Origin of the sequence: Amycolatopsis dongchuanensis, assembly GCF_039542405.1 — a bacterium.
Classification (GTDB): domain Bacteria; phylum Actinomycetota; class Actinomycetes; order Mycobacteriales; family Pseudonocardiaceae; genus Amycolatopsis_E; species Amycolatopsis_E sacchari.
In genome coordinates this window covers 1-24034 of the sequence record NZ_BAABIB010000169.1, presented here as the reverse complement: position 1 = coordinate 24034, position 24034 = coordinate 1, and the positions used below count along the sequence as shown (strand labels likewise).

At 71.8% G+C, this 24034-nt stretch carries 23 protein-coding genes; 10 read left to right on the top strand and 13 right to left on the bottom strand.

The features are described from left to right. Complete coding sequence (gene malQ / locus ABFX51_RS37910; protein WP_346056697.1) at window positions 1-1938, bottom strand: 4-alpha-glucanotransferase; 1938 nt, start codon at window positions 1936-1938, stop codon at window positions 1-3. Window positions 1939-2000: 62 nt separating this feature from the next. Here malQ and ABFX51_RS37905 point away from each other — a divergent pair, with 62 nt between their 5' ends. Then, on the top strand, window positions 2001-3260 hold the full coding sequence (locus ABFX51_RS37905; protein ID WP_346056696.1) for an alpha-amylase family protein: 1260 nt from the start codon (window positions 2001-2003) through the stop codon (window positions 3258-3260). Window positions 3261-3268: 8 nt separating this feature from the next. On the opposite strand, the gene ABFX51_RS37900 is transcribed toward ABFX51_RS37905, so the two are convergent. Further along, entirely contained in the window at window positions 3269-4093 is an 825-nt protein-coding gene (locus ABFX51_RS37900) for an NAD(+)/NADH kinase (RefSeq protein ID WP_346056695.1), read from the bottom strand. 136 nt (window positions 4094-4229) lie between these two features. On the opposite strand from ABFX51_RS37900, the gene ABFX51_RS37895 reads away from it, so the two are divergent. Continuing rightward, window positions 4230-5450, top strand: a complete 1221-nt coding sequence (locus ABFX51_RS37895; protein WP_346056694.1) for an MFS transporter — start codon at window positions 4230-4232, stop codon at window positions 5448-5450. A gap of 7 nt (window positions 5451-5457) precedes the next feature. Here the strand turns inward: ABFX51_RS37895 and ABFX51_RS37890 are convergent, their stop codons facing one another. Then, complete coding sequence (locus ABFX51_RS37890) at window positions 5458-6450, bottom strand: phosphonate dehydrogenase (protein WP_346056693.1); 993 nt, start codon at window positions 6448-6450, stop codon at window positions 5458-5460. Between the two features lie 38 nt (window positions 6451-6488). Here ABFX51_RS37890 and ABFX51_RS37885 point away from each other — a divergent pair, with 38 nt between their 5' ends. The 3 genes from ABFX51_RS37885 (at window position 6489) to ABFX51_RS37875 (ending at window position 8825) form a co-directional block, all read left to right on the top strand. Continuing rightward, window positions 6489-7238: an MBL fold metallo-hydrolase gene (locus ABFX51_RS37885; protein WP_346056692.1), complete on the top strand. Its 750-nt coding sequence runs from the start codon at window positions 6489-6491 to the stop codon at window positions 7236-7238. 79 nt (window positions 7239-7317) lie between these two features. After that, window positions 7318-7878 (top strand): DUF305 domain-containing protein, encoded by a 561-nt coding sequence (locus ABFX51_RS37880; RefSeq protein ID WP_346056691.1) that lies wholly within the window; start codon window positions 7318-7320, stop codon window positions 7876-7878. Between the two features lie 71 nt (window positions 7879-7949). Further along, complete coding sequence (locus tag ABFX51_RS37875) at window positions 7950-8825, top strand: helix-turn-helix transcriptional regulator (RefSeq protein ID WP_346056690.1); 876 nt, start codon at window positions 7950-7952, stop codon at window positions 8823-8825. A gap of 101 nt (window positions 8826-8926) precedes the next feature. Here ABFX51_RS37875 and ABFX51_RS37870 read toward each other — a convergent pair whose 3' ends face one another. Genes ABFX51_RS37870 through ABFX51_RS37860 form a run of 3 tightly spaced genes read right to left on the bottom strand, consistent with a single transcriptional unit; the run spans window position 8927 to window position 11425 of the window. Further along, a complete protein-coding gene (locus ABFX51_RS37870; RefSeq protein WP_346056689.1) occupies window positions 8927-9715 on the bottom strand; it encodes an LLM class F420-dependent oxidoreductase in 789 nt (262 codons plus the stop codon). Window positions 9716-9755: 40 nt separating this feature from the next. Then, window positions 9756-10337: a nuclear transport factor 2 family protein gene (locus ABFX51_RS37865; protein ID WP_346056688.1), complete on the bottom strand. Its 582-nt coding sequence runs from the start codon at window positions 10335-10337 to the stop codon at window positions 9756-9758. After that, window positions 10337-11425: an amidohydrolase family protein gene (locus ABFX51_RS37860; RefSeq protein WP_346056687.1), complete on the bottom strand. Its 1089-nt coding sequence runs from the start codon at window positions 11423-11425 to the stop codon at window positions 10337-10339. The genes ABFX51_RS37865 and ABFX51_RS37860 overlap by 1 nt, the downstream gene beginning before the upstream one ends. A gap of 74 nt (window positions 11426-11499) precedes the next feature. Here ABFX51_RS37860 and ABFX51_RS37855 point away from each other — a divergent pair, with 74 nt between their 5' ends. Together ABFX51_RS37855 and ABFX51_RS37850 are read left to right on the top strand one after the other, a co-directional pair. Beyond that, window positions 11500-12099, top strand: a complete 600-nt coding sequence (locus ABFX51_RS37855) for a TetR/AcrR family transcriptional regulator (protein ID WP_346056686.1) — start codon at window positions 11500-11502, stop codon at window positions 12097-12099. A gap of 92 nt (window positions 12100-12191) precedes the next feature. Beyond that, complete coding sequence (locus ABFX51_RS37850) at window positions 12192-12695, top strand: hypothetical protein (RefSeq protein ID WP_346056685.1); 504 nt, start codon at window positions 12192-12194, stop codon at window positions 12693-12695. On the opposite strand, the gene ABFX51_RS37845 is transcribed toward ABFX51_RS37850, so the two are convergent. Continuing rightward, window positions 12692-13162: an Lrp/AsnC family transcriptional regulator gene (locus tag ABFX51_RS37845; RefSeq protein ID WP_346056684.1), complete on the bottom strand. Its 471-nt coding sequence runs from the start codon at window positions 13160-13162 to the stop codon at window positions 12692-12694. The two genes, ABFX51_RS37850 and ABFX51_RS37845, sit on opposite strands and share 4 nt — an antisense overlap. A gap of 155 nt (window positions 13163-13317) precedes the next feature. Here ABFX51_RS37845 and ABFX51_RS37840 point away from each other — a divergent pair, with 155 nt between their 5' ends. Beyond that, entirely contained in the window at window positions 13318-16746 is a 3429-nt protein-coding gene (locus ABFX51_RS37840) for an indolepyruvate ferredoxin oxidoreductase family protein (protein ID WP_346056683.1), read from the top strand. A 6-nt stretch (window positions 16747-16752) separates the two neighbouring features. On the opposite strand, the gene ABFX51_RS37835 is transcribed toward ABFX51_RS37840, so the two are convergent. Next, window positions 16753-17154, bottom strand: coding sequence for a RidA family protein (locus tag ABFX51_RS37835; protein ID WP_346056682.1), 402 nt, complete (start codon window positions 17152-17154; stop codon window positions 16753-16755). 91 nt (window positions 17155-17245) lie between these two features. On the opposite strand from ABFX51_RS37835, the gene ABFX51_RS37830 reads away from it, so the two are divergent. Continuing rightward, on the top strand, window positions 17246-17629 hold the full coding sequence (locus ABFX51_RS37830) for a winged helix-turn-helix transcriptional regulator (RefSeq protein WP_346056681.1): 384 nt from the start codon (window positions 17246-17248) through the stop codon (window positions 17627-17629). On the opposite strand, the gene ABFX51_RS37825 is transcribed toward ABFX51_RS37830, so the two are convergent. Together ABFX51_RS37825 and ABFX51_RS37820 are read right to left on the bottom strand one after the other, a co-directional pair. Continuing rightward, the gene (locus ABFX51_RS37825; RefSeq protein ID WP_346056680.1) at window positions 17593-18984 is read right to left on the bottom strand and encodes an MFS transporter; all 1392 of its coding nucleotides are present in this window, start codon (window positions 18982-18984) and stop codon (window positions 17593-17595) included. The genes ABFX51_RS37830 and ABFX51_RS37825 overlap by 37 nt on opposite strands. Further along, window positions 18984-19892, bottom strand: coding sequence for an MBL fold metallo-hydrolase (locus tag ABFX51_RS37820; RefSeq protein WP_346056679.1), 909 nt, complete (start codon window positions 19890-19892; stop codon window positions 18984-18986). Before ABFX51_RS37820 ends, ABFX51_RS37825 begins: the two co-directional genes overlap by 1 nt. Window positions 19893-19993: 101 nt before the next feature. Here ABFX51_RS37820 and ABFX51_RS37815 point away from each other — a divergent pair, with 101 nt between their 5' ends. Then, complete coding sequence (locus ABFX51_RS37815) at window positions 19994-20905, top strand: AraC family transcriptional regulator (RefSeq protein ID WP_346056678.1); 912 nt, start codon at window positions 19994-19996, stop codon at window positions 20903-20905. A 2-nt stretch (window positions 20906-20907) separates the two neighbouring features. Here the strand turns inward: ABFX51_RS37815 and ABFX51_RS37810 are convergent, their stop codons facing one another. From ABFX51_RS37810 to ABFX51_RS37800, 3 genes are all read right to left on the bottom strand, one after another. After that, window positions 20908-22014, bottom strand: a complete 1107-nt coding sequence (locus ABFX51_RS37810; RefSeq protein ID WP_346056677.1) for a serine hydrolase domain-containing protein — start codon at window positions 22012-22014, stop codon at window positions 20908-20910. A gap of 130 nt (window positions 22015-22144) precedes the next feature. Next, complete coding sequence (locus tag ABFX51_RS37805) at window positions 22145-22804, bottom strand: response regulator (RefSeq protein WP_346056676.1); 660 nt, start codon at window positions 22802-22804, stop codon at window positions 22145-22147. Further along, complete coding sequence (locus ABFX51_RS37800) at window positions 22801-23964, bottom strand: sensor histidine kinase (RefSeq protein ID WP_346056675.1); 1164 nt, start codon at window positions 23962-23964, stop codon at window positions 22801-22803. The genes ABFX51_RS37805 and ABFX51_RS37800 overlap by 4 nt, the downstream gene beginning before the upstream one ends. Window positions 23965-24034 lie beyond the last annotated feature (70 nt).

Genomic DNA, 24034 nt, shown 5'->3' with positions numbered 1-24034 from the left:
TCAGCGGTTCAGCGGGCGCGCGGCCCGCAGGGTGGCGACCAGACGGCGTACGCCGGGGTCGGCGAAGAACTCGTCGACGGTGACGGGCAAGGGTATCCGCCAGTTCGGGTATTCATCGACCGTGCCGGGCAGGTTGGGCTGGCGGCGTTCGCCGACGACGTCGGCGGGTGCGGTCAGCAGCAGGCGGGAGGACGCCGAGGCGAGCAGGGTGTGCAGCGCCGCCACCCTGTCTTCGGTCGGAATCCCTTGCTGGACGAGGAAGTTCGTCAGATCCGTGCGCTCCTCCTCAGCTGCCGAGTACTCCCGCTCGGCCGGACCGTCGAGCAGGCCCAGCTCCGCCCGCACCCGCACGTGCTCGGCCGTGAGCCACCCGGCCACGGTCGGCAGGTCGTGCGTGGTGATGCTGGCCATGGACTCAGGGTCCCACTTCCCCGGCGGGACAAACGGGTGTCCGGGCGTGTCGTAGTCGCGTTGGAACCACAGCACGGCGGAGGAGAGCATGCCGCGTTCGTGCATCGTCTCGGTCACCTCGTCCTCGACCGTGCCGAGGTCCTCACCAACGACGACCGCACCGGCCCGGTGCGCTTCGAGCGCGAGGATGCCCATCATCGCTTCGGCGTCGTAATGCACGTACGTGCCGCGAGACGGCGGCTCGCCCGGCGGGATCCACCACAGCCGCCACAAGCCCGCGACGTGGTCGATGCGCACGCCGTCCGCATACTGCAGCACACCCCGCAACACGTCGCGGAACGGCGCGTAGCCGAGTTCGGCGAGCCGGTCCGGCCGCCACGGCGGCAGGTTCCAGTCCTGTCCCTGCTGGCTGAAGGCGTCGGGCGGGGCGCCGACCGTGACCTTCGCGGCGAAGGCGTCCCCGAGCGCCCAGGTGTCGGCGCCACCGGGGTGCACGCCGACGGGCATGTCGTGCACCACGCCGACCGGCATGCCGCCGTCATGGGCCGCCTGCCGTGCGGCGTCGAGCTGCTCGCGGCACAGGTGCTGCAGCCAGGCGTGGAAGGCGATGCGCTCGGCCAGTTCCTCACGTGCCTGCGCGACTTCGGCGCTGTCGCGGTCCCGCAGCGGCTCGGGCCAGTCGCGCCAGTCCGGGCCGTGCCGCTCGGCCAGCGCGCAGAACGTGGCGAAATCGCGCAGCGCCGGGTCCGGTTCGGCGGTTTCCTGTGGCCACAGCAGTTCCAGCGCGGCGAGTTTCGCGTCCCACACGGCGTCGTAGTCGATCAGCTCGGTGTCGTTGTCCGGTTTCAGCGCCAGCACGCGTTCCCGGGTCGCCTCGTCCGCTTCCGCAAACGCTTTCGTGTCCGTGACCCGCAGGTACAGCGGGTTCGCGAAGCGGCGGCTGGACGGGGAGTACGGCGACCGCTCGACCGGGTGCGTCGGGCTGATCGCCTGCACCGGGTTCACCAGGAGCACGCCGGCGCCCAGCTCCTCCGCCGAACGGCGGGCCACCACGGCGAGGTCCCCGTAGTCGCCCATGCCCCACGACTCGGCCGAGCGAAGCCCGTACAGCTGGAGCATCCAGCCCCACGCGGGCGGCACGTCGGGCAGCCGGTCCGGGACCACGGCGAGCACGACGTCCTGGTCCTCGGTGACCACCCGGTGCCAGCCCAGCGGCAGGTCCCCCGGGATCGTCCCGTCGATTTCGCGGCGGGTGCCGTCCTCCAAACGCAGTAACGCCGGGCCACCCGCGTCGTGCTCGGTACCGGCCCGGAGTACGAGCGTCGGCGGCAGCGCGGTACGTTCTCGTGCCTCGCGGACGGCTGCCAGTTCGCGCTCGATGCTCCCGGGCGTCGAAGCGTCGACACCGAACTGGGCGAGTACGGCGATCACGACATCGGCGTCGACGACGACCTCGCGTTGTTCCGAGTTCTCGTAACGGGTAGCCACCCCGTAGGCGTCGGCGAGGGAGACGAGGTCCTGATCCACCCGTAAAGCATCGCGGTCGGCGGCGAACGGCGCTACCGATAGGTCTGAGACGAGGAGCACGCATGATCCAGTGGGCGGAACACGCGATCTTGTGGCACGTCTACCCGCTGGGGTTCACCGGTGCGCCGCGGGCCGCCGCCGACGGTGCCGTCCAGCACCGGCTGCGGCGGCTCGCCGACTGGCTGGACTACGCGGTGGAACTGGGCTGTTCGGGGCTGCTGCTCGGCCCGGTCTTCGCCTCCGAAACCCACGGCTACGACACGATCGACCACTTCCGCGTCGATCCGCGGCTGGGCGACGAGCAGGACTTCGACCGCCTGGTCGCCGCCGCGCGGGAGCGGGGGCTGCGCCTCGTGCTGGACGGGGTGTTCAACCACGTCAGCCGCCGCTTCGCGCAGGGCGGCGACTGGTTCCGCCGTCGCGGCGACGGGACGTACGACGTCTTCGAGGGGCACCGGCACCTCGTCGCGCTCGACCACGAGCGGCCGGAAGTGGCGGCGTACGTGACGCGAGTGCTCAGCCACTGGCTCGACCGGGGCGTGTCGGGTTGGCGTCTCGACGCCGCGTACGCCGTGCCGCCCGAGTTCTGGGCGAAGGTCGTGCCGCCGGTGCGCGAACGCCATCCCGACGCGTGGTTCCTCGGGGAGGTGCTGCACGGCGACTACGCCGCGTACGTCGAGCGCAGCGGGCTGGACTCGGTCACGCAGTACGAGCTGTGGAAGGCGACCTGGAGTTCCCTCAACGACGGCAACTTCTTCGAGCTGGCCTGGGCGCTGAAGCGGCACGTCGCGATGCTGGACACCTTCGTGCCGCAGACGTTCATCGGCAACCACGACGTGACCCGCCTGGCGACGCGGCTCACCGACGAGCGGCACTTCGCGCACGCGCTCGTGCTGCTGATGACGCTCCCCGGGGTGCCGAGCATCTACTACGGGGACGAGCAGGCGTTCCGCGGGCTGAAGGAGGAACGCGAGGGCGGCGACGACGCGATCCGCCCCGCGTTCCCGCGCGACCCGAGCGAGCTGGCGCCGTTCGGCTGGCCGACTTACCGGCTGCACCAGCGGCTCGTCGGCATGCGGCGCCGCCACCCCTGGCTCGTGCGGGCGCACACGTCGGTCGAGCACCTGACGAACCGCGCGCTGGCGCTGCGCTCGACCGCGCCCGAGGGCGAGGTGCTGACGCTGCTCAACATCGGCGACGAGCCGTACCGGTTCCCCCTGGACGTCACGGGCTTCTCGGTGATCGCCACGCCGTCAGCGGGGGAGGGGCCGGGTTCGCTCGTGCCGGGGCACGGCTGGCTGGTGCTGGGCAGGAGCAGGTAGCCGGCCGGTCAGGACTTCCACTTCCCGGGAGGCGCCTGGTCCAGCCGTTTGCGCAGGTGCTCGGGCACGAGGTCGAGCAGCTGGTCCGGCCGCAGCGGCAGGTCGAGCAGGCTCAGCTTGACGCGGCTGCGGCTCGCGTGCTCACCGGCGGAGAGCCGCACGACCCTCGCCGCGTCCTGGAGCAGGTGCGCGGTGAGCACGCCGTCCACGGCCAGCGACCCCGCCTCCGTGCCGTCGACCTCCAGCCCGGCGGTCGCGCTGTCCGGGGCGACGTGCAGCCGGACCTCGTCGCTCGGGCCCAGCACGATCGGGCGGCTCACGCCCGCCATCGGCGCGACCGGGGTGACCACGAGCGCGGGCGCGGACGGCGAGAGCACCGGGCCGCCCGCCGCGTAGTTGTAGGCCGTCGAGCCGGTGGGCGTCGCGACCACCACGGCGTCACAGCGGTAGTAGCCGAACCGCTGACCGTTGACGGTCAGGTCCACCGACAGCGCGCCCCGGCCGCGCCGGGCCAGCACGAGGTCGTTGAAGGCGGCGTGCTCGGCCGGTTCGGTGGTGACCAGGCAGCTGTGCGGTTCGATCGTGAACTCCTCACGCACCAGCTGTTCCAGCGCGGCCGCCAGCCCGTCCGGCGGGATCTCGACGAGGAAGCCGAGGTTGCCGTGGTTGACGCCGAGCACCGGCACCGGTCTGCCGACGACCAGCCGCAGCGCGCCGAGCATCGTGCCGTCACCGCCGAGGCTGATGATCCCGTCCGCCTGTTCGGCGAGCTCCTCGTCGGGCACCGCTTCGGCCTCCGGCACCAGCGCCGCCTGGGAGGCCTGGACCAGCACGCGCGAGCCGTGTCGCGGGCGTAGCGGAGGATCGTGTGCACCGACGACTGGACCGGTTTGCTCGGGTGCACCACGAGCCCGATCGTTCCCATCCCCACGACGGCGACTATAGGCGCCGAAAACCCTGGCGGCCGCGATGATCGGCTGGCAGAGTGACCCGGTGCTGCTCGACCTGGCGCCGCTGCGCACCTCCCGCCCGTTCCGCCGGTGGTGGACCGGCCGCACGTTCTCCGGTTTCGGCAGCCAGATGACGCTCGTCGCGGTGCTGTACCAGGTGTGGGAGGCGACGCACAGCACCGTGTGGACGGGGGCGGCGGCGCTCGCGCAGGCGGTGCCGATCCTGGCGTTCGGGCTGTTCGCCGGCACCCTCGTGGACCGCGTGGACCGGCGGAAGTTCTACTTGTGCACGCTGACGGGACAACTCGTCTGCTCGGTGGTGCTGGCGGTGCAGGGGTTCGCCGGGCAGCTGCCGGTGCCGGTGCTGCTCGCGGTGGTCGCGGTCCAGTCCACTTTCGTCGCGGGCGGCGGCCCCGCCGCGCGGACGTTCGTGCCGAGCCTGCTGCCCCGCACGCAGGTCGGCGCCGGGCTCGCGCTGAACCGCATCTCCTACCAGGGTGCGATGTTGCTGGGGCCGGCTGTGGCCGGTGTCGTCCTCGGCTGGGCGGGCGTCGGCGGCTGCTACGCCGTGGACGCGGGCACGTTCCTCCTGGCGTTCTACGGCGTTTTCGGGCTGCCCCCGATGCGTGCCGACGGGGAGCCGTCGCGGCCGGGGTTGCGCGGGGTGGTCGACGGGCTGGCGTTCCTGGTGCGGGCACCAGCGGTGCGGGGCGCGCTGCTGACGGACCTGGCCGCGATGGTGCTGTCCATGCCGATGAGCCTGTTCCCGCTGATCAACGAGGAACGCTTCGGCGGCAACCCGCACACCCTGGGCCTGTTCATGAGCGCGATCGCACTGGGCGGCGTGCTGGCGTCGGTGTTCTCGGGCACGTTCACGCGCCTGCGGCCGGGACCGGTGATGCTCGCGGGGTCGGCGGGCTGGGGTGTCGCGCTCGTGTTGTTCGGGCTCGTCCCGGACGCCTGGCTCGGGCTGGGCTGCCTCGTGCTGGCGGGCGCGGCGGACACCGTGTCCGTCGTGTCGCGCGGCACGGTGGTCCAGTTGAACACCCCGAACTCGATGCTGGGCAGGGCCGGGGCGGCGGAGCAGATGGTGGGCCAGGCGGGTCCCGACGTGGGGAACCTGCGGGCGGGTCTCGTCGCGGACGCGACCTCCGGCGCGGTGGCCCTCGTGACGGGCGGGGTGCTGTGCGTGCTGGCGGTCGCGCTGGTCGCGTGGCGGACACCGGCGCTGCGCGAGTGACCCCGCGTCACCGCGCGGGGTCGTTGACCGGGTGGTCGGGCCGTTCGCCGGCGAGGACCTGCTCGATCTGGCGCGCGGCCGCGAACGCGATCTCCCGCCGCACGGCCGTGACGGCGGAGCCGAGGTGCGGGGTGAAGACCGTGCGCGGGTGCGCCAGCAGTGCGGGCGGGATCCGGTCGGGCCGGTCCGGCAACGCCCAGTCCTCCAGTTCGAACACGTCGGCCGCGTAACCGGCCAGCGTGCCCGCGGACAGCGCGCCGGCGACGGCGTGCTCGTCCACCACCGAGCCCCGGCCCACGTTCACGAGGTACGCCCCCGGTTTGCACCGGGCGAGCGCGGCGGCGTCCAGGAGGTGGTGCGTTTCCGCGGTGAGCGGGAGCAGCGCGAGCACGATGTCGCTGGTGGCCAGCAGATCACCCAGTTCCAGCCGTCGCGCGCCGAGCCGCCGCTCCTCCTGCGGGGGCAGCGGGCGGGGGTCCGCGTACCGCAGTGCGCACCCGAAACCACCCAGCCGCCGGGCGACGGCGCGGCCCACCTCACCCATGCCGAGCAGGCCGACTGTGGCCCCCGTCAGCCCGCTGCCGTAGAACGTCGGCCGCCACCCGGCGAAGCCGTGTGCCCGGACGTGGCGGTCGGCTTCGGTGACGCGGCGGGTGACGTCGAGGGTCAGCGCCACGGCGAGGTCCGCGGTCGGCTCGGTGAGCAGGTCGGGCACGATCGTCAGCCAGACCCCGTGGTGGGCGCACGCGTCCGCGTCGAAGTTGTCGAACCCCTTGAGCGCCGCGCTGATCACCCGCAGCCGGGGGCACGCCGCGAGGAACTCCTCGTCGACCCGGTCGGCCATGCACGCGAGGACCGCGCTCGCGTCGCGCGCCTGCGCCAGCACCTCCGCGCGGGACAGGACGGTGCGCTCCTCCGGCGCCACCGGCTCGGCGAACCGCCGCAGGTAGGCCAGTACGTCCTCGTCGACCCAGTGGGTCACCACGACCTTGTCCGGCACGCCGTGACGGTAGCGCTTTCCTGTGGCACGGTACGGAAATGGCGGACGGACGAGTGCGTGTGACGTTCGCGGGTTCCGGGGACGCGTTCGGCAGCGGTGGCCGGTTCCAGGCGTGCTTCCACATCGCCGGGGAGCAGGGGCCGCCGGTGCTGCTCGACTGCGGCGCGAGTGCCCTGATCGCGCTGAAACGCCTGCACCTCGACCCGAACGAGGTCGGCGCGGTGTTCGTCTCCCACCTCCACGGGGACCACTTCGGCGGGCTGCCGTTCCTGGTCCTCGACGGCCAGTTCCGCCGCCGCACGCGGCCGCTGGTCGTCGCCGGGCCGCCCGGGCTGCGGCAGCGGCTGACCGACGCGATGGAGGTGCTCTACCCCGGCTCCTCCCGCGTCCGGCGGAAGTTCGAGGTCGAGGTCGTCGAGCTGACGCCAGGGCGGCCCGAACGCGTCGCGGGCGTCGGCGTGACCGGCTGGGAGGTGGACCACGCCAGTGGCGCGCCACCGCTGGCGCTCCGCCTCGACGTGGACGGCACGGTCATCGCGTACACCGGCGACACCGCGTGGACCGGCTCGATCCCGCTCGCGGCCGCCGGAGCGCACCTGCTCATCGCCGAGGCGTACTACCTCGACAAGGCCATTCCGTACCACCTGGACCACCGGACACTGGCGGCCCACCGCGACGAGCTGGACTGCGAGCGGATCATCCTCACCCACCTGTCCGCCGACATGCTCGCGCACGCCGGGGAAGCCGCGTTCGAAATCGCGCACGACGGGCTGGTCGTGCACCTCTGACTCCCCGGGCGCTGAACCGCCCGCGCGCGGGGGACGTGTGCCCCGTGCCGGCGAACACCGTCAACCGTGGAGGAGTTTCATGCGACGAGGTCTGTGGGCGGCGCTGCTCGGGCTGGCCGTCCTGGCGCTGACCGGCTGTGCGATGGGGGAGAGCGCCCCGGCGGCGGAGGCACCGCTCGCCAACCAGGCGGACATCCACTTCTCGCAGCAGATGATCCCGCACCACCAGCAGTCGATCCAGGTCGCCGAGCTGGCCGCGCAACGCGCCACCTCGGAGTTCGTGAAGAGCACGGCGGAGGAGATCAGGATGCAGGAGACGGCCGAGGTCGGGACGATGTCCGGCTGGCTGCGGTCCTGGAAGGCCGAGGTGCCGAGCACGTCGGGGCACTCCGGGCATTCGGGGCACTCGATGGAGGGGATGCTGACGGAGGACCAGATCGCCGCGTTGTCCGCCGCGTCGGGGCCGGAGTTCGACCGGCTGTGGCTGACCACGATGGCGCAGCACCTCGGCAACGGCGTGCGCATGGCCACGGCGGTGCTGGCGTCGGGCCAGCACACCGAGACGCGGGCCCTCGCGCAGAACATCGTGACCGAGCAGAACGCCCAGATCGCGGCCATCAACGGGCAGCTCGCGGGTTGACGGCAAGGGGGGGACAAGGTGGGCCACCTTGGCCGCTGCCGGGGTGGTGGAGGCCGGGCAGAATCGGGGGCATGAGCGGCAGGAACAGCAGTGAGCTGGCGGAGTTCCTCCGGACGTGCCGGTCGCGGGTGAGCCCGGAGGAGCTGGGGCTGGACGCCTCGGCGCGGCGGCGAGTGCCCGGGTTGCGGCGTGAAGAACTGGCGCAGCTGGCCGGGGTGAGTGTGGATTACTACACGCGGTTGGAGCAGGGCCGGAGCCGGAGTGCGTCGGCGGAGGTGCTGGATGCGCTGGCGTCGGCGTTGCGGCTGGATGAGGCCGAGCGGCAGCACCTGATGGATCTGGCGCGTCCGGAGCCGGCCGCGCGCAAGCGGCGGGCGCGGCCGCAGCGGGTGGATCCGGCGACGTTGCGGTTGGTGGAGATGCTGGATGAGGTGTACTCGCCGGCGTTCGTGCTGGGCAGGCGGTTGGATGTGCTGGCGCACAACCGGTTGGCGGGGGCGTTGATCACGGAGTTCCGTGCGTTGCCGGCGCCGCGGCGCAACCAGGCGCGGTTCGTGTTCTTCGATCCGCACGCGCGGGAGTTGTACCAGGACTGGGAGGCGGTGGCCGCGGACACGGTGGCGATGTTGCGGCTGGACGCGGGCCGGTATCCCGATGACCCGCAGTTGTCGGAGCTGGTGGGGGAGTTGTCGATTCACTCGCCGGAGTTCCGGAGGTGGTGGTCGGATCACAAGGTGCACCGGCGTACGACGGGGTCGAAGGGCTACCACCACCCGGTGGTGGGTGAGCTGACGGTGCAGTACCAGGCGCTGCACCCGGCGGGCGATCCCGATCAGATCCTGTTCGTCTACACCACCGAGCCCGGCAGCGCCTCGGAAACGTCGATGCGCCTGCTGGCCAACTGGAACAGCTCCGAACGCCGGGCGAACTCGTTGCAGCGGCGCTGAAGTCCGTCAGGCACGCAGTTGTGCGCGGATCAGTGGGGTGGGCGGTGGTCCCGCAACCATCGAGGCGCTCGCACGCCTGCTCGCCCAGCGGGACTGAGGGATCAGCGGCCCAGCCGGTCCCGCCACGCGACCCAGGCGCGGACGGTGGACAGGTCGAACTCCGGGCCGTGCACCTCCAGCGTGAACGTCGTGACCCCCTGCTCCAGCAACGGCGGCCCCGCGGCCTCGGGATCGCCCCCGACGCCCGCCGACAGTTCGATCTCGCCCGGATCGCGGCCGATTTCGGCGCAGTGCTCGGCCAGCACTCGCTTCTTGCGGGCGAACTCCTCGCCCGAGGAGAACCAGTGCCAGATGTCGGCGTGCCGGGCTACGAGCCGCAACGTCCGCCGCTCACCGCCACCGCCGATCAGCACCGGGATCTTGCGCACCGGCGGCGGGTTGAGCTTCGCGAACCGCCGCTCGATCCGGGGCAGCGCCTCGGCGAGCGCGTTCACCCTGCTGCCGGGGGTGCCGAACTCGTAGCCGTACTCGGCGAAGTCGCGTTCCATGGCGCCCGCGCCGATGCCCAGTACCAGCCTGCCGCCGCTGATGTGGTCGACGGTGCGGGCCATGTCCGCCACCAGGTCGGGGTTGCGGAAGCTGATCGCGGTCACCAGCGGCCCCAGCAGCACGCGCGACGTGTGCTCGGCCCACGCGGCGAGCGTGGTCCAGCACTCGAAGTGCTTGCCGTGCTCGTCACCGGAGATCGGCAGGAAGTGGTCCCAGTTGAAGACCAGGTCCACGCCGCTGTCCTCGGCCTCCGCCACGGCGCGGCGCAGTGCGGCGAAATCGACGTGCTGCGGGGCGAGCTGCACCCCGATCTTCACGGGACGCGAGTCGATGGTGGTCATCGCGGCAGCGTAGCGGTCCGGAAGGCCCCGGGCGGGGCGTTCAGCCGGAGAGCCACGCGAACGCGGCTTCGTGGAAGCGTTCGACTTCCTCCGGCCGGTCGTCCCCGTACAGGTCGTCGGCGACGGGGTAGCCGCGGCGGGAGAAGACGTAGCACAGGAACCGGTACGGCGGCCGGTAGGCGGCGACGTCCGCGGGACCGACGGGCAGCGTCTGTCCTGGGTGGACGGACGTGAGCCGGTCGCGTTCGTACACCGGGTCCAGTGCGGTGATCAGCCAGCGGCCGTCGCGGCGCTCGACGCGGTAGTGGAGGCGGGCAGCGGAGGCCAGGTCGGCTTCGACGCCGTCGACGGTCGTGCGCAGTTCGATCACCGCGGGCAGTTCGACGATCGCGCGGTTTCCCCGCTGGTGCACCACGGGCGGGCTCAGCCGGTGCACGGCGAGGTCGCCGCGGGCGCTCATCTCCCTCGACGCGGCAACGAATTCCGCGCCGCTGCCCCGGAACCAGCTCAGCCGGACGGTCGAGTCGTCGGCGAAGGCGGAGCGCATCTGGTCCCACCAGCCGCGGTCGCGCCCCTGGCGTTCGTTGAGCACGAGCTGGGTGATCTCGGTGACGTCGTCCATCAGCTGTCCTTCCCGGCCGGGGTGATCTCCGTGCCGGCACACCAGACCGACCGGATCGCGCGGGTCGCGGAGATGTCCTCGACCGGGTCGCCGTCGAGGAGCACGAGATCGGCCCGCAGGCCGGGTTCGACCGCGCCCCGGTCGGTCAGGCCGAACGCGCGCGCCGCGTCCGTGGTCGCCGAGCGCAGGATTTCCGCGGTCGTCAGGCCGGCTCGCGCCATCAGCTGGAACTCGTGGTGCAGGCTTTCCCCGTGGCGCACGGGGCTGGGGGCGCCGGGTTGGTCGTTCGCGTCGGTCCCGGCGAGGATTTCGACACCGGCGGCGTGGAGGTCCGCGAGGGTGCGCACGAGCCCGTCGACGGGGAACCGCCCGGCCAGCCTGCCCGTGGTGAGGATGCCTTCCATCATGGTGAGGGTCGGGATCGCCACCTGGCGCGCGGCCTTCATGGCGGCGATGTCCTCCGCCCGGATCGGGCCGGTCAACGGCACGTGCGTGACGAAGTCGGCGCCGGAAGCCACTGCCATGGAGTACGCCCCGGGCGCCACGGCGTGCACGACGGTCTTGAGGCCGTGTTCCCGGGCTGCTTCGACCAGCGCTCCCAGGGCTTCGGCGGTCAGCCCGCCCTCGCCGGGTGCTTCGGCGACGCCCTTGATGTAGTCGACCCCTTCGGCCACCCTGGCCTCGACGTGCCGGCGCGCGTCGTCGGCGGTCAGGACGACGGCCTCCTCAGGCATCCCGAGCATCTTCGCGTGGTTGCCGCCCGGACCGATCGCCGGCAGGCCGGCGGTGCGGAAGTCCGCCGCGCCCGTGACCTCGCGAAGCGCCGCGACGCGCTCGACCGGCCAGCACGCCATGTCCAGCCCGGTCGTGACACCCCAGGACGCGAGCGTCGCGAGGTTTTCCGGCACCTGCAGGTGGACGTGCGTGTCGATCAGGCCGGGCAGGAGCGCCGCCCCGTCCGCGTCGATCTCGCGCCCGCCGCCCGGGTCCTCGCCGATGACCGTGCCGTCGATGACGACCGTGCGTGGTTCGGTGAGCGCGTTCCCGTCGAACACCCGGACGTTGCGGAGCACTGTCTTAGCGGCCATCGGACCCGCCTTCCGTTAAGGAACAAAACTGTTCACTAACAACGTAGCACGGGTGGCGTGCTATACGGGTAGCCATGGATCCCGCACGGCCACCCCGCGTCCCGACCCGCCGGCGCGGCGAAGCGCTCACCGGCGCGATCGGCCTGGCGACGCTGGAGGAGCTGGCGAGGACGAGCTTCGAGGAACTGTCCTTCGACAAGATCGCGGTCGCGGCGGGCACCGGGAAGGCGGCGCTGTACCGGCGCTGGTCCACCCCGGCCGAGCTGGTCATGGCCGCGTTGACCGATCCCGCCACCGGCTTCGGCGACGTCCCGGCCCCGCCGGGGACGGGCACGCTGAGGGGTGACCTGATCGCCCTGCTGAGCCGGCTCGCGGGGGCTCTGGAGGAGCCGCGCGGCCGTGCGCTGCGGCCCTTGATCGCGCACCGCCACCGGCATCCCGAGCTGTTCGAGCACGTGTACCGCCTCGTGATCCGCCCGCACCTGGAGGTGCTCCTGACCGTGCTGCGGCAGGCCGCGGAACGGGGCGAAGCGGCGCCCGAGCGCGTCACGGAGCGGATCGCCGCGCTGGGCCCGCGCCTGGTCACCCTCGAAGCCTGGGAGCACGACCACGTGGATCCGCACGAGGTGGAGGCCCTCGTCGACGAGATCCTCCTGCCGCTGCTGCGTCCCTGACCGCCCCGCGGCCCTGTGGGCCTTTCTACCGACGCGGCAAGATCGACAGCCCCGCTAACCTCGTTCTCCCGGGCGGGAACCGGAGGAGGGTGATGGACGGACCGGACGAGGAGGCACTGCGGCTCGCGCGGCAGGGGGGTCTCGGCGAGAAAGTGTTCACGGAAGCCTTCATGGACGGCGGCTACGCGTGTGGCCTCGTGTTCGTGCCGTTCGTCCTGCTCGCCGCCGGGATCGGCCTGGTCGTCGGCGCCGGGGGCTGGACCGGCCGCGGCATCGGCATCGGCCTGCTCGTGCTCGCCCCGGTGGCCGTGTTCCTGCTGTGGCGGCTGTACGACCGCGCGTGGCGCTCGGCGCCCAAGCTGTACTGCTTCGAGGGCGGCGTGGTGTTCACCAGCGGCGGCCGGCCGCAGGTCCACCCGTGGCGCGAGCTCGACGTCCGGCAGTACACCCGGACCCGCACCATCGGCCAGGCGCAGACGCAGAAGCAGTTCGCCTACGTCGATCTCGTCGTCGCGGCCACGGGGGAGAAGCTGTGCACCCTCGGTGAACGGGTGAACCTCGTCAAGGTGCTGGAACTCGCGTCGCGGGAACGCTAGGTCCGCGAGGCCCCCGGCCACTGCTGGCCCCGGGTCCAGGAGTCCAGCACCATCAGGGTCTTCGTGCTCGTGATGTGGTGGCTGCGGCGCAGTTCGTCGAGCGTGTCCTGCAGGTGCCGCATGTCGCGCACCCGCAGCCACACCAGCGCGTCCGTGTCGCCCGCGATCGTGAACACCGCCTGCGCCTCGGGCATCCGGGTGGTGGTCCGCACGATCTCGTCGACGTGGGTGGTGCCGAAGAACCGCAGCTGTGTGAAGGCTTCGACGCCCCAGCCGAGCTTCGCGTGGTCCACCTGCACCGTGAACCCGACGATGACGCCCTCCTGCTGGAGGCGGTCGATGCGCCGCTTCACGGCGGCCGTCGACAGGGTGACGCGGGCAGCGATGTCGGACAGCGTGCGGCGCGCGTCCTCACGCAGGAGCGCCAGGATCTCGCGGTCGGTCGCGTCGAGCGGTTCTCCGGTCATGGGGCGCGATAGTACGCAAAAGATCAGATGGGAACTGCACTTCCGAGCCAGATCTTTGCGTACTTGATGCGACCTACCCCGGCAATGTTGCGTCGTCCCCGATCCGTGGGCTGAAGTGATCCACAGAGCACCGACGCGACGCAGGGAGAGCCGGCATGACCACCTTCACGCTGGACGAGCGGTACGTGCGCGAGACGGGAACGGTCTACCTCACGGGGGTGCAGGCGCTGGTGCGCGCGGTGCTCGACCGCGTCCGCCACGACCGCCGGACCGGTGCGGGAACCGCCGCGTTCGTGTCCGGTTACGAGGGTTCGCCGCTCGCGGGGTTCGACCTGGAGCTGGCGCGGCGCTCGGCGTTGCTGGACGAGCATTCGGTCGTGCACCGGCCGGGGCTGAACGAGGAACTGGCGGCCACGTCCGTCGCGGGCAGCCAGCTCGCCGCGACCCTGGGGGCCTCGCGCGGGGACGGCGTGACGGGCTGGTGGTACGGCAAGGCGCCAGGGCTGGACCGCGCGAAGGACGCGTTGCGGCACGCCAACCTCGCGGGCACGCACCCGCGCGGCGGAGCGGTCGCCCTGGTCGGTGACGACCCCAACGCCAAGTCCTCGACGCTGCACTCCGCGTCCGAGCACGCGCTGGCGGACCTGGCGATGCCGGTGTTCTTCCCCGCGGATTCCCAGGACATCCTGGACTACGGCCTGCACGCCGTGGAATTGTCCCGTGCCGCCGGGGTGTGGACGGCGATGAAGCTCGTCGCCAACGTCGCGGACGCGGCGGGCACGGCCGACGTCGAGCCGTTGTGGACCCCGCCGGTCCTTTCGGACCCGCAGGCCTACGGCCACCGGCCGAGCAGCCGCCTCCTCGGACCGCAGCTGGCGAACCTGGAGCACAGCCTGCGCCGCATCCGGCTTCCGCTGGCGCTCGAGTACATCCGGGCGAGCGGGGTGAACCGGATCGTGGTTTCCGGTCCGCGTGACCGCATCGGGCTGGTCGCGTCCGGGAAGTCCTATTTGGACCTCCGGCAGGCGCTGCGCGCACTCGGGCTCGACGAGGCCGCACTCGGCCGGTACGGCATCCGCGTGCTCAAGCTCGGCGTCATCCACCCCCTCGACCCGCACGTCGTCGCCGAGTTCGCCGACGGGCTCGACGAAATCGTGGTGGTGGAGGAGAAGCGCGGGCTCGTCGAACCCTCGCTCAAGGAGGTCCTCTACGGCCGCGCGGGCGCGCCCCGCGTGTACGGCAAGACCGGGCCGGACGGGCGGGTGCTGTTCACCGAACTCGGGGAGCTCGACCCGGACGTCATCGCGACCGGGCTGGCTCGTGTGCTCGGCGACCTCGAACCGGTGCAGGCGTGGCGGGGACGGCGCAGGCGGGAGCAGATCGCGGTGCCACTGCTGGCCCGCACGCCGTACTTCTGTTCCGGCTGCCCCCACAACTCCTCGACCAAGGTGCCCGACGGCACGCTCGTGGGCGGGGGGATCGGCTGCCACACCATGGCCCTGTTCATGGACCCGGATCAGGTCGGCGAAGTCATCGGCGTGACCCAGATGGGTGGCGAAGGCGCGCAGTGGATCGGGATTGCGCCGTTCGTCGAGACCCGCCACTTCGTGCAGAACATCGGCGACGGCACGTTCACGCACTCCGGCAGCCTCGCCGTGCGCGCGGCGGTGGCGGCCGGGGTGAACATCACCTTCAAGCTGCTGCACAACTCGGCGGTGGCGATGACCGGCGGCCAGGACGCGGTCGGCGCGCTCCCGGTGGACAGGCTCGCCGCGCTGCTGCTCACCGAAGGCGCCGCGAAGGTCGTGGTCACCAGCGACCAGCCGCGCCGGCTGCGCCGCCTCCGGTTCCCGCGTGGCGTCGAGGTCCGCTCGCGGGACGACCTGTTGCGCGCCCAGGAGGAGCTCGCCGCGGTCCCCGGTGTCACCGTCCTCATCCACGACCAGGAATGCGCGGCGGAGAAGCGCCGCAAGCGGCGGCGCGGCAAGCTGGAGACCCCGGCGACGAAGGTGTTCGTCAACGAACGCGTCTGCGAGGGCTGCGGTGACTGCGGGGTGAAGTCCAACTGCTTGTCGGTGCAGCCGGTGGAAACCGAGTTCGGCCGCAAGACCTGCATCCACCAGGCTTCGTGCAATGTGGACTATTCGTGCCTCAAGGGTGACTGCCCGTCGTTCCTGACGGTGGTGCCGGGGGAGCGGCGGCGCCGGGTGGTGCCGGCGATCGACGCTGGTGCCCTGCCGGAACCCGAGCCCTCGAGCGGCGACGTCGCCGTGCGCATCACCGGGATCGGCGGCACCGGTGTGGTGACCGTCGCGCAGATCCTGGCCACCGCGGCCGTGCTCGACGGCAGGCACGTGCGCACCCTCGACCAGACCGGCCTCGCGCAGAAGGGCGGCGCGGTCGTCTCCGACGTCAAGATCACCACCTCGCCGGTCGAGCAGGCGGCGAAGCTCGCCAGGGGCGAGTGCGACCTGTACCTCGCCTGTGACCCGCTCGTCGCGACCGATCCGGCGTACCTCGAGGTGGCCGACCCGGAGCGCACGGTCGCCGTCGTGTCCACTTCGGAGGTTCCGACGGGCCGGATGATCGTGGACACCGCCGTTTCCTTCCCCGGCGAGTCGAGCATCCGGTCCGTTTTGGACGGTGCCACGATGCGCGGGCACTACCTGGACGCCCGGGCGGCGGCCGAGGCGTTGTTCGGGGACGACCAGTACGCCAACATCCTCCAGCTCGGTGCCGCCTACCAGACCGGCGCGCTCAACGTGACCGCCGCGGCGATCGAGCGGGCCATCGAGGTCAACGGCACCGCGGTGGCGGCGAACCTGCAGGCGTTCCGCCGTGGGCGGCAGCTGGTGGCCGACCCGGACGCGGTGGCCGCCGAACTCGCCCCGCCGGCGGCGGCGCCGGTCGAGCCGAGCCCGGCCGCGCACCGCGTGCGCGCGCTGGTCAAGACGGACGGCGGTGAGCTGGGCCGGCTGCTCGACGTGCGGATCCCGGACCTGATCGCCTACCAGGACGAGGACTACGCGCGCTCCTACGCGGAGTTCGTCGAAGGGGTGCGTGCCCGCGCGGGCGACGGCCCGGTCACGCAGGCCGTCGCCCGCAACCTCTACAAACTCATGGCCTACAAGGACGAGTACGAGGTGGCCAGGCTGTCCCTCGACCCGGCGCTCCAGGCGGAGGTCGAGGCCCAGTTCGGCGAGGGCGCCCGGTACTCCTACCAGCTGCACCCACCCGTGCTGCGGGCGCTGGGGCTCGACCGCAAGATCGCGCTCGGGGCGTGGAGCCGTCCGGCGCTGCGGTTGCTGCGGGCCGCGAGGCGCCTGCGCGGTAGCCGGCTCGACGTGTTCGGGTACACCGAAGTGCGGCGCACCGAACGCCGTCTCGTGGCCGAGTACCGGGAAGCCGTGACGCGAGCGCTGGATTCGTCCACTGTGGACGACGAAACATTGCTGGCGCTCGCCGAACTGCCCGATGTAGTGCGCGGCTACGAGGAGATCAAGCTGGCCAACGTCGCCGAGTACCGCGGCCGTCAGGCACAGCTGCTGGAGTCGGTCGACCGCATGCCGCAACCCAGCGCCTGAGGGGGTTCAAGCGGGCAGCCGCGTATCGACGACGAAGCTGATTTCGACGACCTGGCCGGGCAAGGTCAGTTCGGTGACCCCCAGGACCGTGCTGACCGGGCGGTGGTCGCCGAAGTAGCCGCGGTTGCCCTCCGCTGCCGCCGCGGCGTTCTGGCGCAGGTCCACCACGTACACGGTCTGCGAGACGACCTGGTTGCGGGTGGCGCCGTAGTGGCCGAGGACCTTGTCCATGTTGGCGTAGGTCTGCTTGAGCTGGGCGGAGAAGTCACCGGCGTGGAGGAACTCGCCCGCGTCGTCGAACGCGAGCTGGCCGGAGACGTGGATCAGCTCGCCGGACCTGATCGCCTGCGTGTAGCCGAAGTCGCTCTCGGCCGGGATGTCGTGGTCGAAGGAATCGATGGTGGTCATCGTGCCTCTCACTCTCTTGTGGTTACCCAGGAACTGTAGAAGAGTGAGGCCTGACCAGGAAGAACGCACTTTTCCGGAACTGAGGAACCTGATGGTTACCAAGCACCTGCTCAAGGGCCTGCCCGAGGACGCCGACCTGCGGCGCGCGGACTCCCTGGCGCGGGAGATCTTCTCGGACGTCGCCAACAAGTGGGCGCTCCTGATCATCGAGGCGCTCGGCGAGCGCACGCTGCGTTTCAGTGAGCTGCGGAGCGAGGTCGAGGGCGTCAGCCACAAGATGCTCACTCAGAACCTGCGCATGCTGGAGCGCAACGGCCTGGTCGACCGGAAGGTGTACCCCACCGTGCCGCCGCGAGTGGAGTACACCCTCACCGAGCCGGGCCGGGCCCTGCGTGCCGCGGTCGACGCCATCTGCGGCTGGACCCATGAGCACCTGGCTCACATCGAGAGTGCCCGCTCGCGTTTCGACGCCTGACGGCTCTTCGGCAGCAAAACCGCCGCGACCAGGCCGACCGCCATCGCGCCCGCCGCGAACAGGAACGACAAGCGAAAGCCCTGCAGGGACGGGAGCATCGACTCGTTCGCGGTGCTGGTGAGGACCGCGCCGACGACGGCGCTGGAGAGCGCGGCGCCGATCGAGCGCATCAGGGTGTTGAGGCCGTTGGCGGCACCCGTTTCCGAGACGGGGACCGCGGCGACGATCAGCGCGGGCAGCGACGAGTACGCCAGTCCGATGCCCGCGCCCAGGACCACCACGAGGACGAGGCTCTGCCAGGGCGCGCTCAGCAGGCCCAGGCCCGCGCCGTACCCGGCCGCGATGATCACCATGCCGAGGATCAGCGTGCCCTTGGGGCCGTACCTCGCGGACAACCGGGCGTGCACCGGCGCCGTGCCCATCATGGTCAGGCCGAGCGGCGTCATGAGCAGGCCCGCGACGACCATCGGCTGGCCGAGGCCGTAGCCCGTGACCTTCGGCAGCTGGAGCAGCTGGGGAAGGACGAGCGAGACGACGAGGAACGACGCGCCGACCGCGATCGAGGCGAGGTTGGTGAGGAGCACGGCGGGGCGGACCGTCGTGCGCAGGTCCACCAGCGGCGCCGCGAGCCGCAGCTCCAGCACGGCCCACAGGGCGAGCACGACGGCCGCCGCGGCGAACAGCCCGAGCGTCCTGCCCGAGGTCCAGCCCCAGTCGCCCGCTCTGCTGACCGGCAGCAGGAAGAGGACCAGACCGGCGGACAGCCCGATCGCACCGAGGACGTCGAACGAGCCCCGCGCCCGCGCCGGGGACTCGGGGACGACGACGATGGTGAGCACGGTGCAGACGGCACCGAGGCCCGCGGCGCCGTAGAAGAGGACGTGCCAGTCGGCGTGCTGGGCGACCAGTGCCGCGGCGGGCAGGGCGAGGCTGCCGCCGACCCCCAGGGACGAGCTCATCAACGCCATCGCCGAACCGAGTTCCTCCTCGGGGAGCAAGTCGCGCATCAGGCCGATGCCGAGCGGTATCGCGCCCATCGCGAGGCCCTGGAGCGCCCGGCCGGTGATCATCGGGATCAGGTCGCTGGTGAGGGCGCTGACGAGCGAACCGGCGACCATCACCGCGAGGCTGACGATCAGCATGCGGCGCTTGCCGTAGAGGTCGCCGAGCCTGCCGGTGACCGGGGTGGCGACGGCGCCGGAGAGCAGCGTCGAGGTGATGACCCAGCTCGTGTTGCCCGGTGCGGTGTCCAGCAGCTGGGGCAGGTCCTTGAGCACAGGGACGAGCAGGGTCTGCATCACCGCGACCACGACGCCGGTGAAGGCGAGTACCGGGACGAGGATTTTCGTTGTCATCACAGGGTTTTCGCTGCCGCCCACGGGCCGAGGGCGAACCCGTCACCGTGTCGCCGGACTTCCACCGCACCGGCACCGCCGAAGTGCGCGGGGACGAGCAGCTCCCGTTCGTCGGCCGCGCGCTGGAGCACCCGTCGCCTGCTGGCGGCCGCCTGGTCCGGGGCCAGGCAGGCGTTGCTGTTGCAGCAGGGGTGCAGGACCTGGACCGGGCTGTGCACCAGGTCCCCGACGAACACCGCGCGGTCGCCGCCGGAGGCGAGCCGGAGCACGGAGGACCCGGGCGTGTGGCCGGGCGCGGACTCCAGGGTGAGGTGTTCGTCGATGCGGTGCGTGCCGTCCCACAGCACGGCCTGTCCGGCTCGGTGGATCGGGGCGATGCTGTCTTCGTAGATCAGGCGGTCGACCTCCTGCACAGCGTTTTCCGGGCCGTAGTGGAAGTCGTCCGCCGCGGGGATCAGGTACTGGGCGTTGGGGAACGTCGGTACCCACTCCCCGTCCGCGTCGACGGTGTTCCAGCCGACGTGGTCGACGTGGAGGTGGGTGTTGACGACGACGTCCACGTCCTCCGGGGAGATGCCGGCTCTGGCCAGCAGCTCGGGGAAATCGCCCCGGCACTGGTGGAACGGTGCCATGCCCGGGCGCTCCCGCCCGTTGCCCGCTCCCGTGTCGACCACGATGGTCCGTCCGCCGCTGCGCAGCACCCACGTCTGCAGCGCGAGCACCGCCCGGCCGCTGTCCGGTTCCCAGTGGTCCGGCACCAGCCAGTCCCGGTTGTCCTGCCACACCTCGGCGGGTACGTCCGGCACGAGGCCGGCGGCGGGCGCGAACGGTTGCTGCCACTCCACGAGCCGGATGACTTCGACGTCCCCCAGCACCATCGTCTGCACTCGGTTGTCTCGTTCGGTCATGCAACCGAACCTAGGAAGATCAACTGACTGTCTCAATGCGGTCACTGCTCATCGAGATAATCATCCGTCTCACGCCTCATACGTGGGGATATCCTGCGGAAGTGGATGTGGTGAGCGACGCGATCTCCGCCGTGCACCTCGGGCACCCCTCGTCCCACCGGGTGCGGACGAGCGGGAGCTGGTGCGTCCGGCTCGACCCGTTCGACGGCGCGGGGTTCTACGTGGTGCTGAAGGGTAGGTGCTGGCTGCTGCCCGACGGGTGTGACCCGGTGCTGCTGGGCGTGGGTGATGCGGTGCTGCTGCCGCACGGCACCGGCCACGTGATCGCGGATTCCCCGCTCGACGCGGCGGTCGCCAGGGAGAAGGCGGTGCCGTTCGAGCGGTGGGTCGCGGGACCCGGACCCGACCAGACTGAGCTGGTCCGCGGCGAGTACCGGCTGGACTGCAGCCGCCTGCACCCGCTCATGACCGAGCTGCCGGAAGTCGTCCACCTGCCGAACCGGGTGGGCGCCCACCCGGAACTCCGCGCGGCGATCGACCTGCTGGCCGGTGAGCTGGACGAGCAGCGGCCCGGGTCGTGCGTGGCGCTCCCGAACCTGCTCGACCTGCTCCTCGTCTACCTCGTCCGGTCCTGGATGAGTGAGGCCACCAGTGGAACCTGGCCCCGCGTCCTGGGCGACCCGGTGACGGCCGCCGCGTTGCGGGCGCTGCACGCGAACCCGGCCGCCCCGTGGAGCAACGAGCGTCTGGCCGCGGAGGCGGGCGTCTCCCGCCCCACCCTGGCCCGCCGGTTCACCACGCTGGTCGGCCGCCCGCCGATGGCGTACCTGACGTGGTGGCGCCTGATCCTCGCCGCCACCCACCTCCGCAACACGTCGGACACCCTGGCCGCCATCGCGGGCCGCGTCGGCTACAGCAGCCCGTACTCCCTCTCGCACGCCTTCGAAAGGGAGTTCGGGGTGACGCCAGGCCGGTACCGGGTGGAGGCCGCGAAACGGATCGGCAGGCGGTGACGTCAGGAGCGACCGCAGAACGCGGCGTCGGTGATGGCGAGCAGCTTGGGGAGCGGTGAAGCCGCCTCGTCGAAGCGGGTGGTGTTGAAGGAAACCACGAGCCGGCGGCTTCCGTCCGCGGACGCCATGACCAACCCGGCGAAGCCGAACGTGCCGCCGCCGTGGCCGTAGAGGGTCGTGCCACCGCAGGTGTCGGGAAGCTGCAGGGTCATGACGCCGAGGCCGTAGCCGGCGACACCGCCGAGCGTGCCGGGGAACGGTCGCAGCATGTCCGCCAGCGTGGTGGGGGAGAGCAGTCGCCCACCGAGCAGTGCGGCGAAGAACCGGTCCACGTCCGAGGGGGTGGAGATGATGGACCCGGCCGCGTCGATGGCGGTCATGCTGATGTCGGTGATGTCCACCAGCCCCTGGTCCACCGTCGCGTACCCGTGTGCGTGGTGTCCCGGCAGCCGGGGATCAGTTTCAGGGACAGTGGTCTGCACCAATCTGAGCGGCCGGATCAAGCGGTCCGTCACCTCCTGCGCCCATGACCGGCCGGTGACCTGCCGGATGAGCAGGCCGAGCAGCACGTAGTTGGTGTTCGCGTAGCTCAGCGCGGTACCCGGTTCGGCCAGCGGCGGATGGGCGGTGGCGATGGCCACCAGTTCCGCGGGCCGCCACTGCCGCCACCGGTCGCGCAACGCCGATTCCGCGTCGGCCATGACTTCCGGGCGGTAGTCGGGGACACCGCTCGTGTGCTGCAGGAGCTCCCGCACGGTGACGAGGCGGTAGGCGGGCGGCAGCGCGTCCGGCAGGTACCGCCGCAGCGGCTCGTCGAGACCGAGCCGGCCCTCGTCGGCGAGCTGGAGCACGACCGTCGCCACGAAGGCCTTGGTGATGCTGCCGATCCGGTAGGTGCCGTCCGCGGGCACCTGCTGCCGCCGGTCCGCCCGGGCGCTGCCCGCGGTCGCGGTCCACGTGCGGCCGTGGTCGGTCCAGCGCAGTGCCGCCCCGAGCACGGTCCGGTCGATCGCCGCCCGCAGCTCCAGGCGCAGGGGGTCCTGCGCCGCCACGCCGACACCGGTGTTCAGCGTGACCAGTGCGACCAGGCCCACTACCGCACCGCGCATCATCGTCCACATAGGATTCCTCCGCTCTCGTACCGGTTCGCTGGAGGAGTCTGCGCGAGGACGTCCGTCGCGCACATCAGCCGGGGAACGGCTTCCTGTCCGCACGTGAGGACGACGGAGGCTGCGCAGCCTACGTACCAGGAACGGGCATGCCGGACTGGTAGGCGAAGACGACGAGCTGGGTCCGGTCCCTGGCACCGGTTTTGGTCATCGCCCGGCTGATGTGGGTGCGCACGGTGGCGGCGCTGAGGACCAGCTTGGCGGCGATCTCGTCGTTGGACAGCCCGGCGGCCACCCAGCCGACCACCTCGCGTTCCCGCGGCGTCAGCGTGTCCAGCCCGGCGTGGCGGCGCCGGCCGGGGGCCGTGGCGGCGAACTTCGCGATGACCATGCGTGTCACGGCGGGGGAGAGCAGCGAATCCCCGGCCGCGGCGACGCGGATCCCACGCAGGATCTCGGTGGGGTCGGCGTCCTTGAGCAGGAATCCGGCGGCGCCCGCGGCGAGCGCGTCGAACACGTAGTCGGCGACCTCGAAGGTGGTCAGCATGACCACGCGGACGTCGGCGAGGTCGGCGTCCGCGGCCAGCAGCCGCAGTGCCGCGATCCCGTCCAGCCCCGGCATCCGCACGTCCATGAGCACGACGTCGGGGCGGTGCCGACGGATCAGGGCGAGTGCTTCGGCGCCGTCCGAGGCTTCGCCCACCAGTTCCAGATCCGGCTCGCCCCGCAGGAGGACCCGCAGCCCGAGCCGCACCAGCGCCTGGTCGTCGGCGATCACCAGCCGGATCATCGCTCGAACTCCTTGCTGTACGGGAGGAACGCGGACACCGCGAACCCGCCTGTCGTCAGCGGCCGGGCGGTGAGCGTGCCACCGACAGCTTGAGCGCGCTCGCGCATGCCGATGAGTCCTCGCCCGCTCCCGAGGTGGGATCCGGCGGTCTTCCCGTCGTCGGTGACCACCAACCGGACGCCCGTCTCCTCGTAGGCGACGTGCAGCGTCGCGCGTCGTGCGGCAGCGTGCTTGACCACGTTCGTCAGCGCTTCCTGCGCGATGCGGTACCCGGCCACGTCGACGGCCGCGGGGACCTGGGGACGAGTCCCGGCGACGTCGAGAACCACGGTGAGCCCGCCACCGTTCACGGTCCGTACGAGGTCGCCCAGCTCGTCGAGCCCTCGCAACGGTTGCCGGGTGGCGTCCGGACCGTCGAGCGCCACCCGCAGTCCGTCGAGCGCGTCCCGGCTGGTCGCGCGGATGGCCAGCAACGCGGTCCGGACGTCGGCGGGCTGCCGGTCGAGGACGTGCAGTGCCACGCCCGCCTGCATGCTGATCACGGCGAGGCCGTGGCCCACCAGGTCGTGCACGTCCTTGGCGATCCGCAGCCGTTCTTCGGACACGTGCCGCGCGCGCTCGGCCTCGTCGGCCCGTTCGCGGATCCGCCGGTACGCCCGCACCGCCAGGCCGACCAGCCAGGGGAACACCAGCCAGCCGCCGGTCACCGCCAGCGTCACGGGCACCGGCCACGGCGCCCAGTGCCCGGCCAGCTCGAGCGGAAGGCACACGGCGAGGGCGAGTCCGCAAACGGCGCCGGACACCCTTGGCGGGCGCCATGCGGCCAGCGAGTAGAGCGCGAGGGCGGGCAGCTGGACGATCGGGCCGTAGGGAAAACCGGTAGCCAGCAACACGATCGTCGCCGCGTACGAGACCGCGAAGCTGCTCACGGGCCTGGACCGGCGGAAAGCCAACGCGGCGGCACTGAGCGCGATCACGGCGTAGGCGGACTGCCCGGTCGGCCCGGCCCGCACAGCCGCTGCGACGGAATCCGACCCCGCCACCACACCCACCCCGACGCCAACCGCAACCAGCCCGTCGACGACGACCGGCCGCGCGCGCACGAAGCGGCGGAGGGCCGTCCACCCCCGCACCCCGTCGCCCACCCAAGTGGAAGGCACCCCGCGACCCTAAGGGATGTCTCGTAACTCGTGTTGTGGTTGGTGGGGCTGGTGTTGCAGTCAGTCGGCG

Excerpts from the sequence above, each read along its gene's own strand:
- ABFX51_RS37820 (WP_346056679.1), bottom strand. The coding sequence starts at position 19,892 with ATGACCGAACGAGACAACCGAGTGCAGACGATGGTGCTGGGGGACGTC.
- ABFX51_RS37905 (WP_346056696.1), top strand. The coding sequence starts at position 2,001 with ATGATCCAGTGGGCGGAACACGCGATCTTGTGGCACGTCTACCCGCTG.
- ABFX51_RS37830 (WP_346056681.1), top strand. The coding sequence starts at position 17,246 with ATGGTTACCAAGCACCTGCTCAAGGGCCTGCCCGAGGACGCCGACCTG.
- ABFX51_RS37840 (WP_346056683.1), top strand. The coding sequence starts at position 13,318 with ATGACCACCTTCACGCTGGACGAGCGGTACGTGCGCGAGACGGGAACG.
- ABFX51_RS37870 (WP_346056689.1), bottom strand. The coding sequence starts at position 9,715 with ATGACCACCATCGACTCGCGTCCCGTGAAGATCGGGGTGCAGCTCGCC.
- ABFX51_RS37885 (WP_346056692.1), top strand. The coding sequence starts at position 6,489 with ATGGCGGACGGACGAGTGCGTGTGACGTTCGCGGGTTCCGGGGACGCG.
- ABFX51_RS37875 (WP_346056690.1), top strand. The coding sequence starts at position 7,950 with ATGAGCGGCAGGAACAGCAGTGAGCTGGCGGAGTTCCTCCGGACGTGC.
- ABFX51_RS37825 (WP_346056680.1), bottom strand. The coding sequence starts at position 18,984 with ATGACAACGAAAATCCTCGTCCCGGTACTCGCCTTCACCGGCGTCGTG.
- ABFX51_RS37835 (WP_346056682.1), bottom strand. The coding sequence starts at position 17,154 with ATGACCACCATCGATTCCTTCGACCACGACATCCCGGCCGAGAGCGAC.
- ABFX51_RS37810 (WP_346056677.1), bottom strand. The coding sequence starts at position 22,014 with ATGCGCGGTGCGGTAGTGGGCCTGGTCGCACTGGTCACGCTGAACACC.
- ABFX51_RS37845 (WP_346056684.1), bottom strand. The coding sequence starts at position 13,162 with ATGACCGGAGAACCGCTCGACGCGACCGACCGCGAGATCCTGGCGCTC.
- ABFX51_RS37865 (WP_346056688.1), bottom strand. The coding sequence starts at position 10,337 with ATGGACGACGTCACCGAGATCACCCAGCTCGTGCTCAACGAACGCCAG.
- ABFX51_RS37895 (WP_346056694.1), top strand. The coding sequence starts at position 4,230 with ATGATCGGCTGGCAGAGTGACCCGGTGCTGCTCGACCTGGCGCCGCTG.
- ABFX51_RS37860 (WP_346056687.1), bottom strand. The coding sequence starts at position 11,425 with ATGGCCGCTAAGACAGTGCTCCGCAACGTCCGGGTGTTCGACGGGAAC.
- ABFX51_RS37850 (WP_346056685.1), top strand. The coding sequence starts at position 12,192 with ATGGACGGACCGGACGAGGAGGCACTGCGGCTCGCGCGGCAGGGGGGT.
- ABFX51_RS37880 (WP_346056691.1), top strand. The coding sequence starts at position 7,318 with ATGCGACGAGGTCTGTGGGCGGCGCTGCTCGGGCTGGCCGTCCTGGCG.
- ABFX51_RS37805 (WP_346056676.1), bottom strand. The coding sequence starts at position 22,804 with ATGATCCGGCTGGTGATCGCCGACGACCAGGCGCTGGTGCGGCTCGGG.
- ABFX51_RS37855 (WP_346056686.1), top strand. The coding sequence starts at position 11,500 with ATGGATCCCGCACGGCCACCCCGCGTCCCGACCCGCCGGCGCGGCGAA.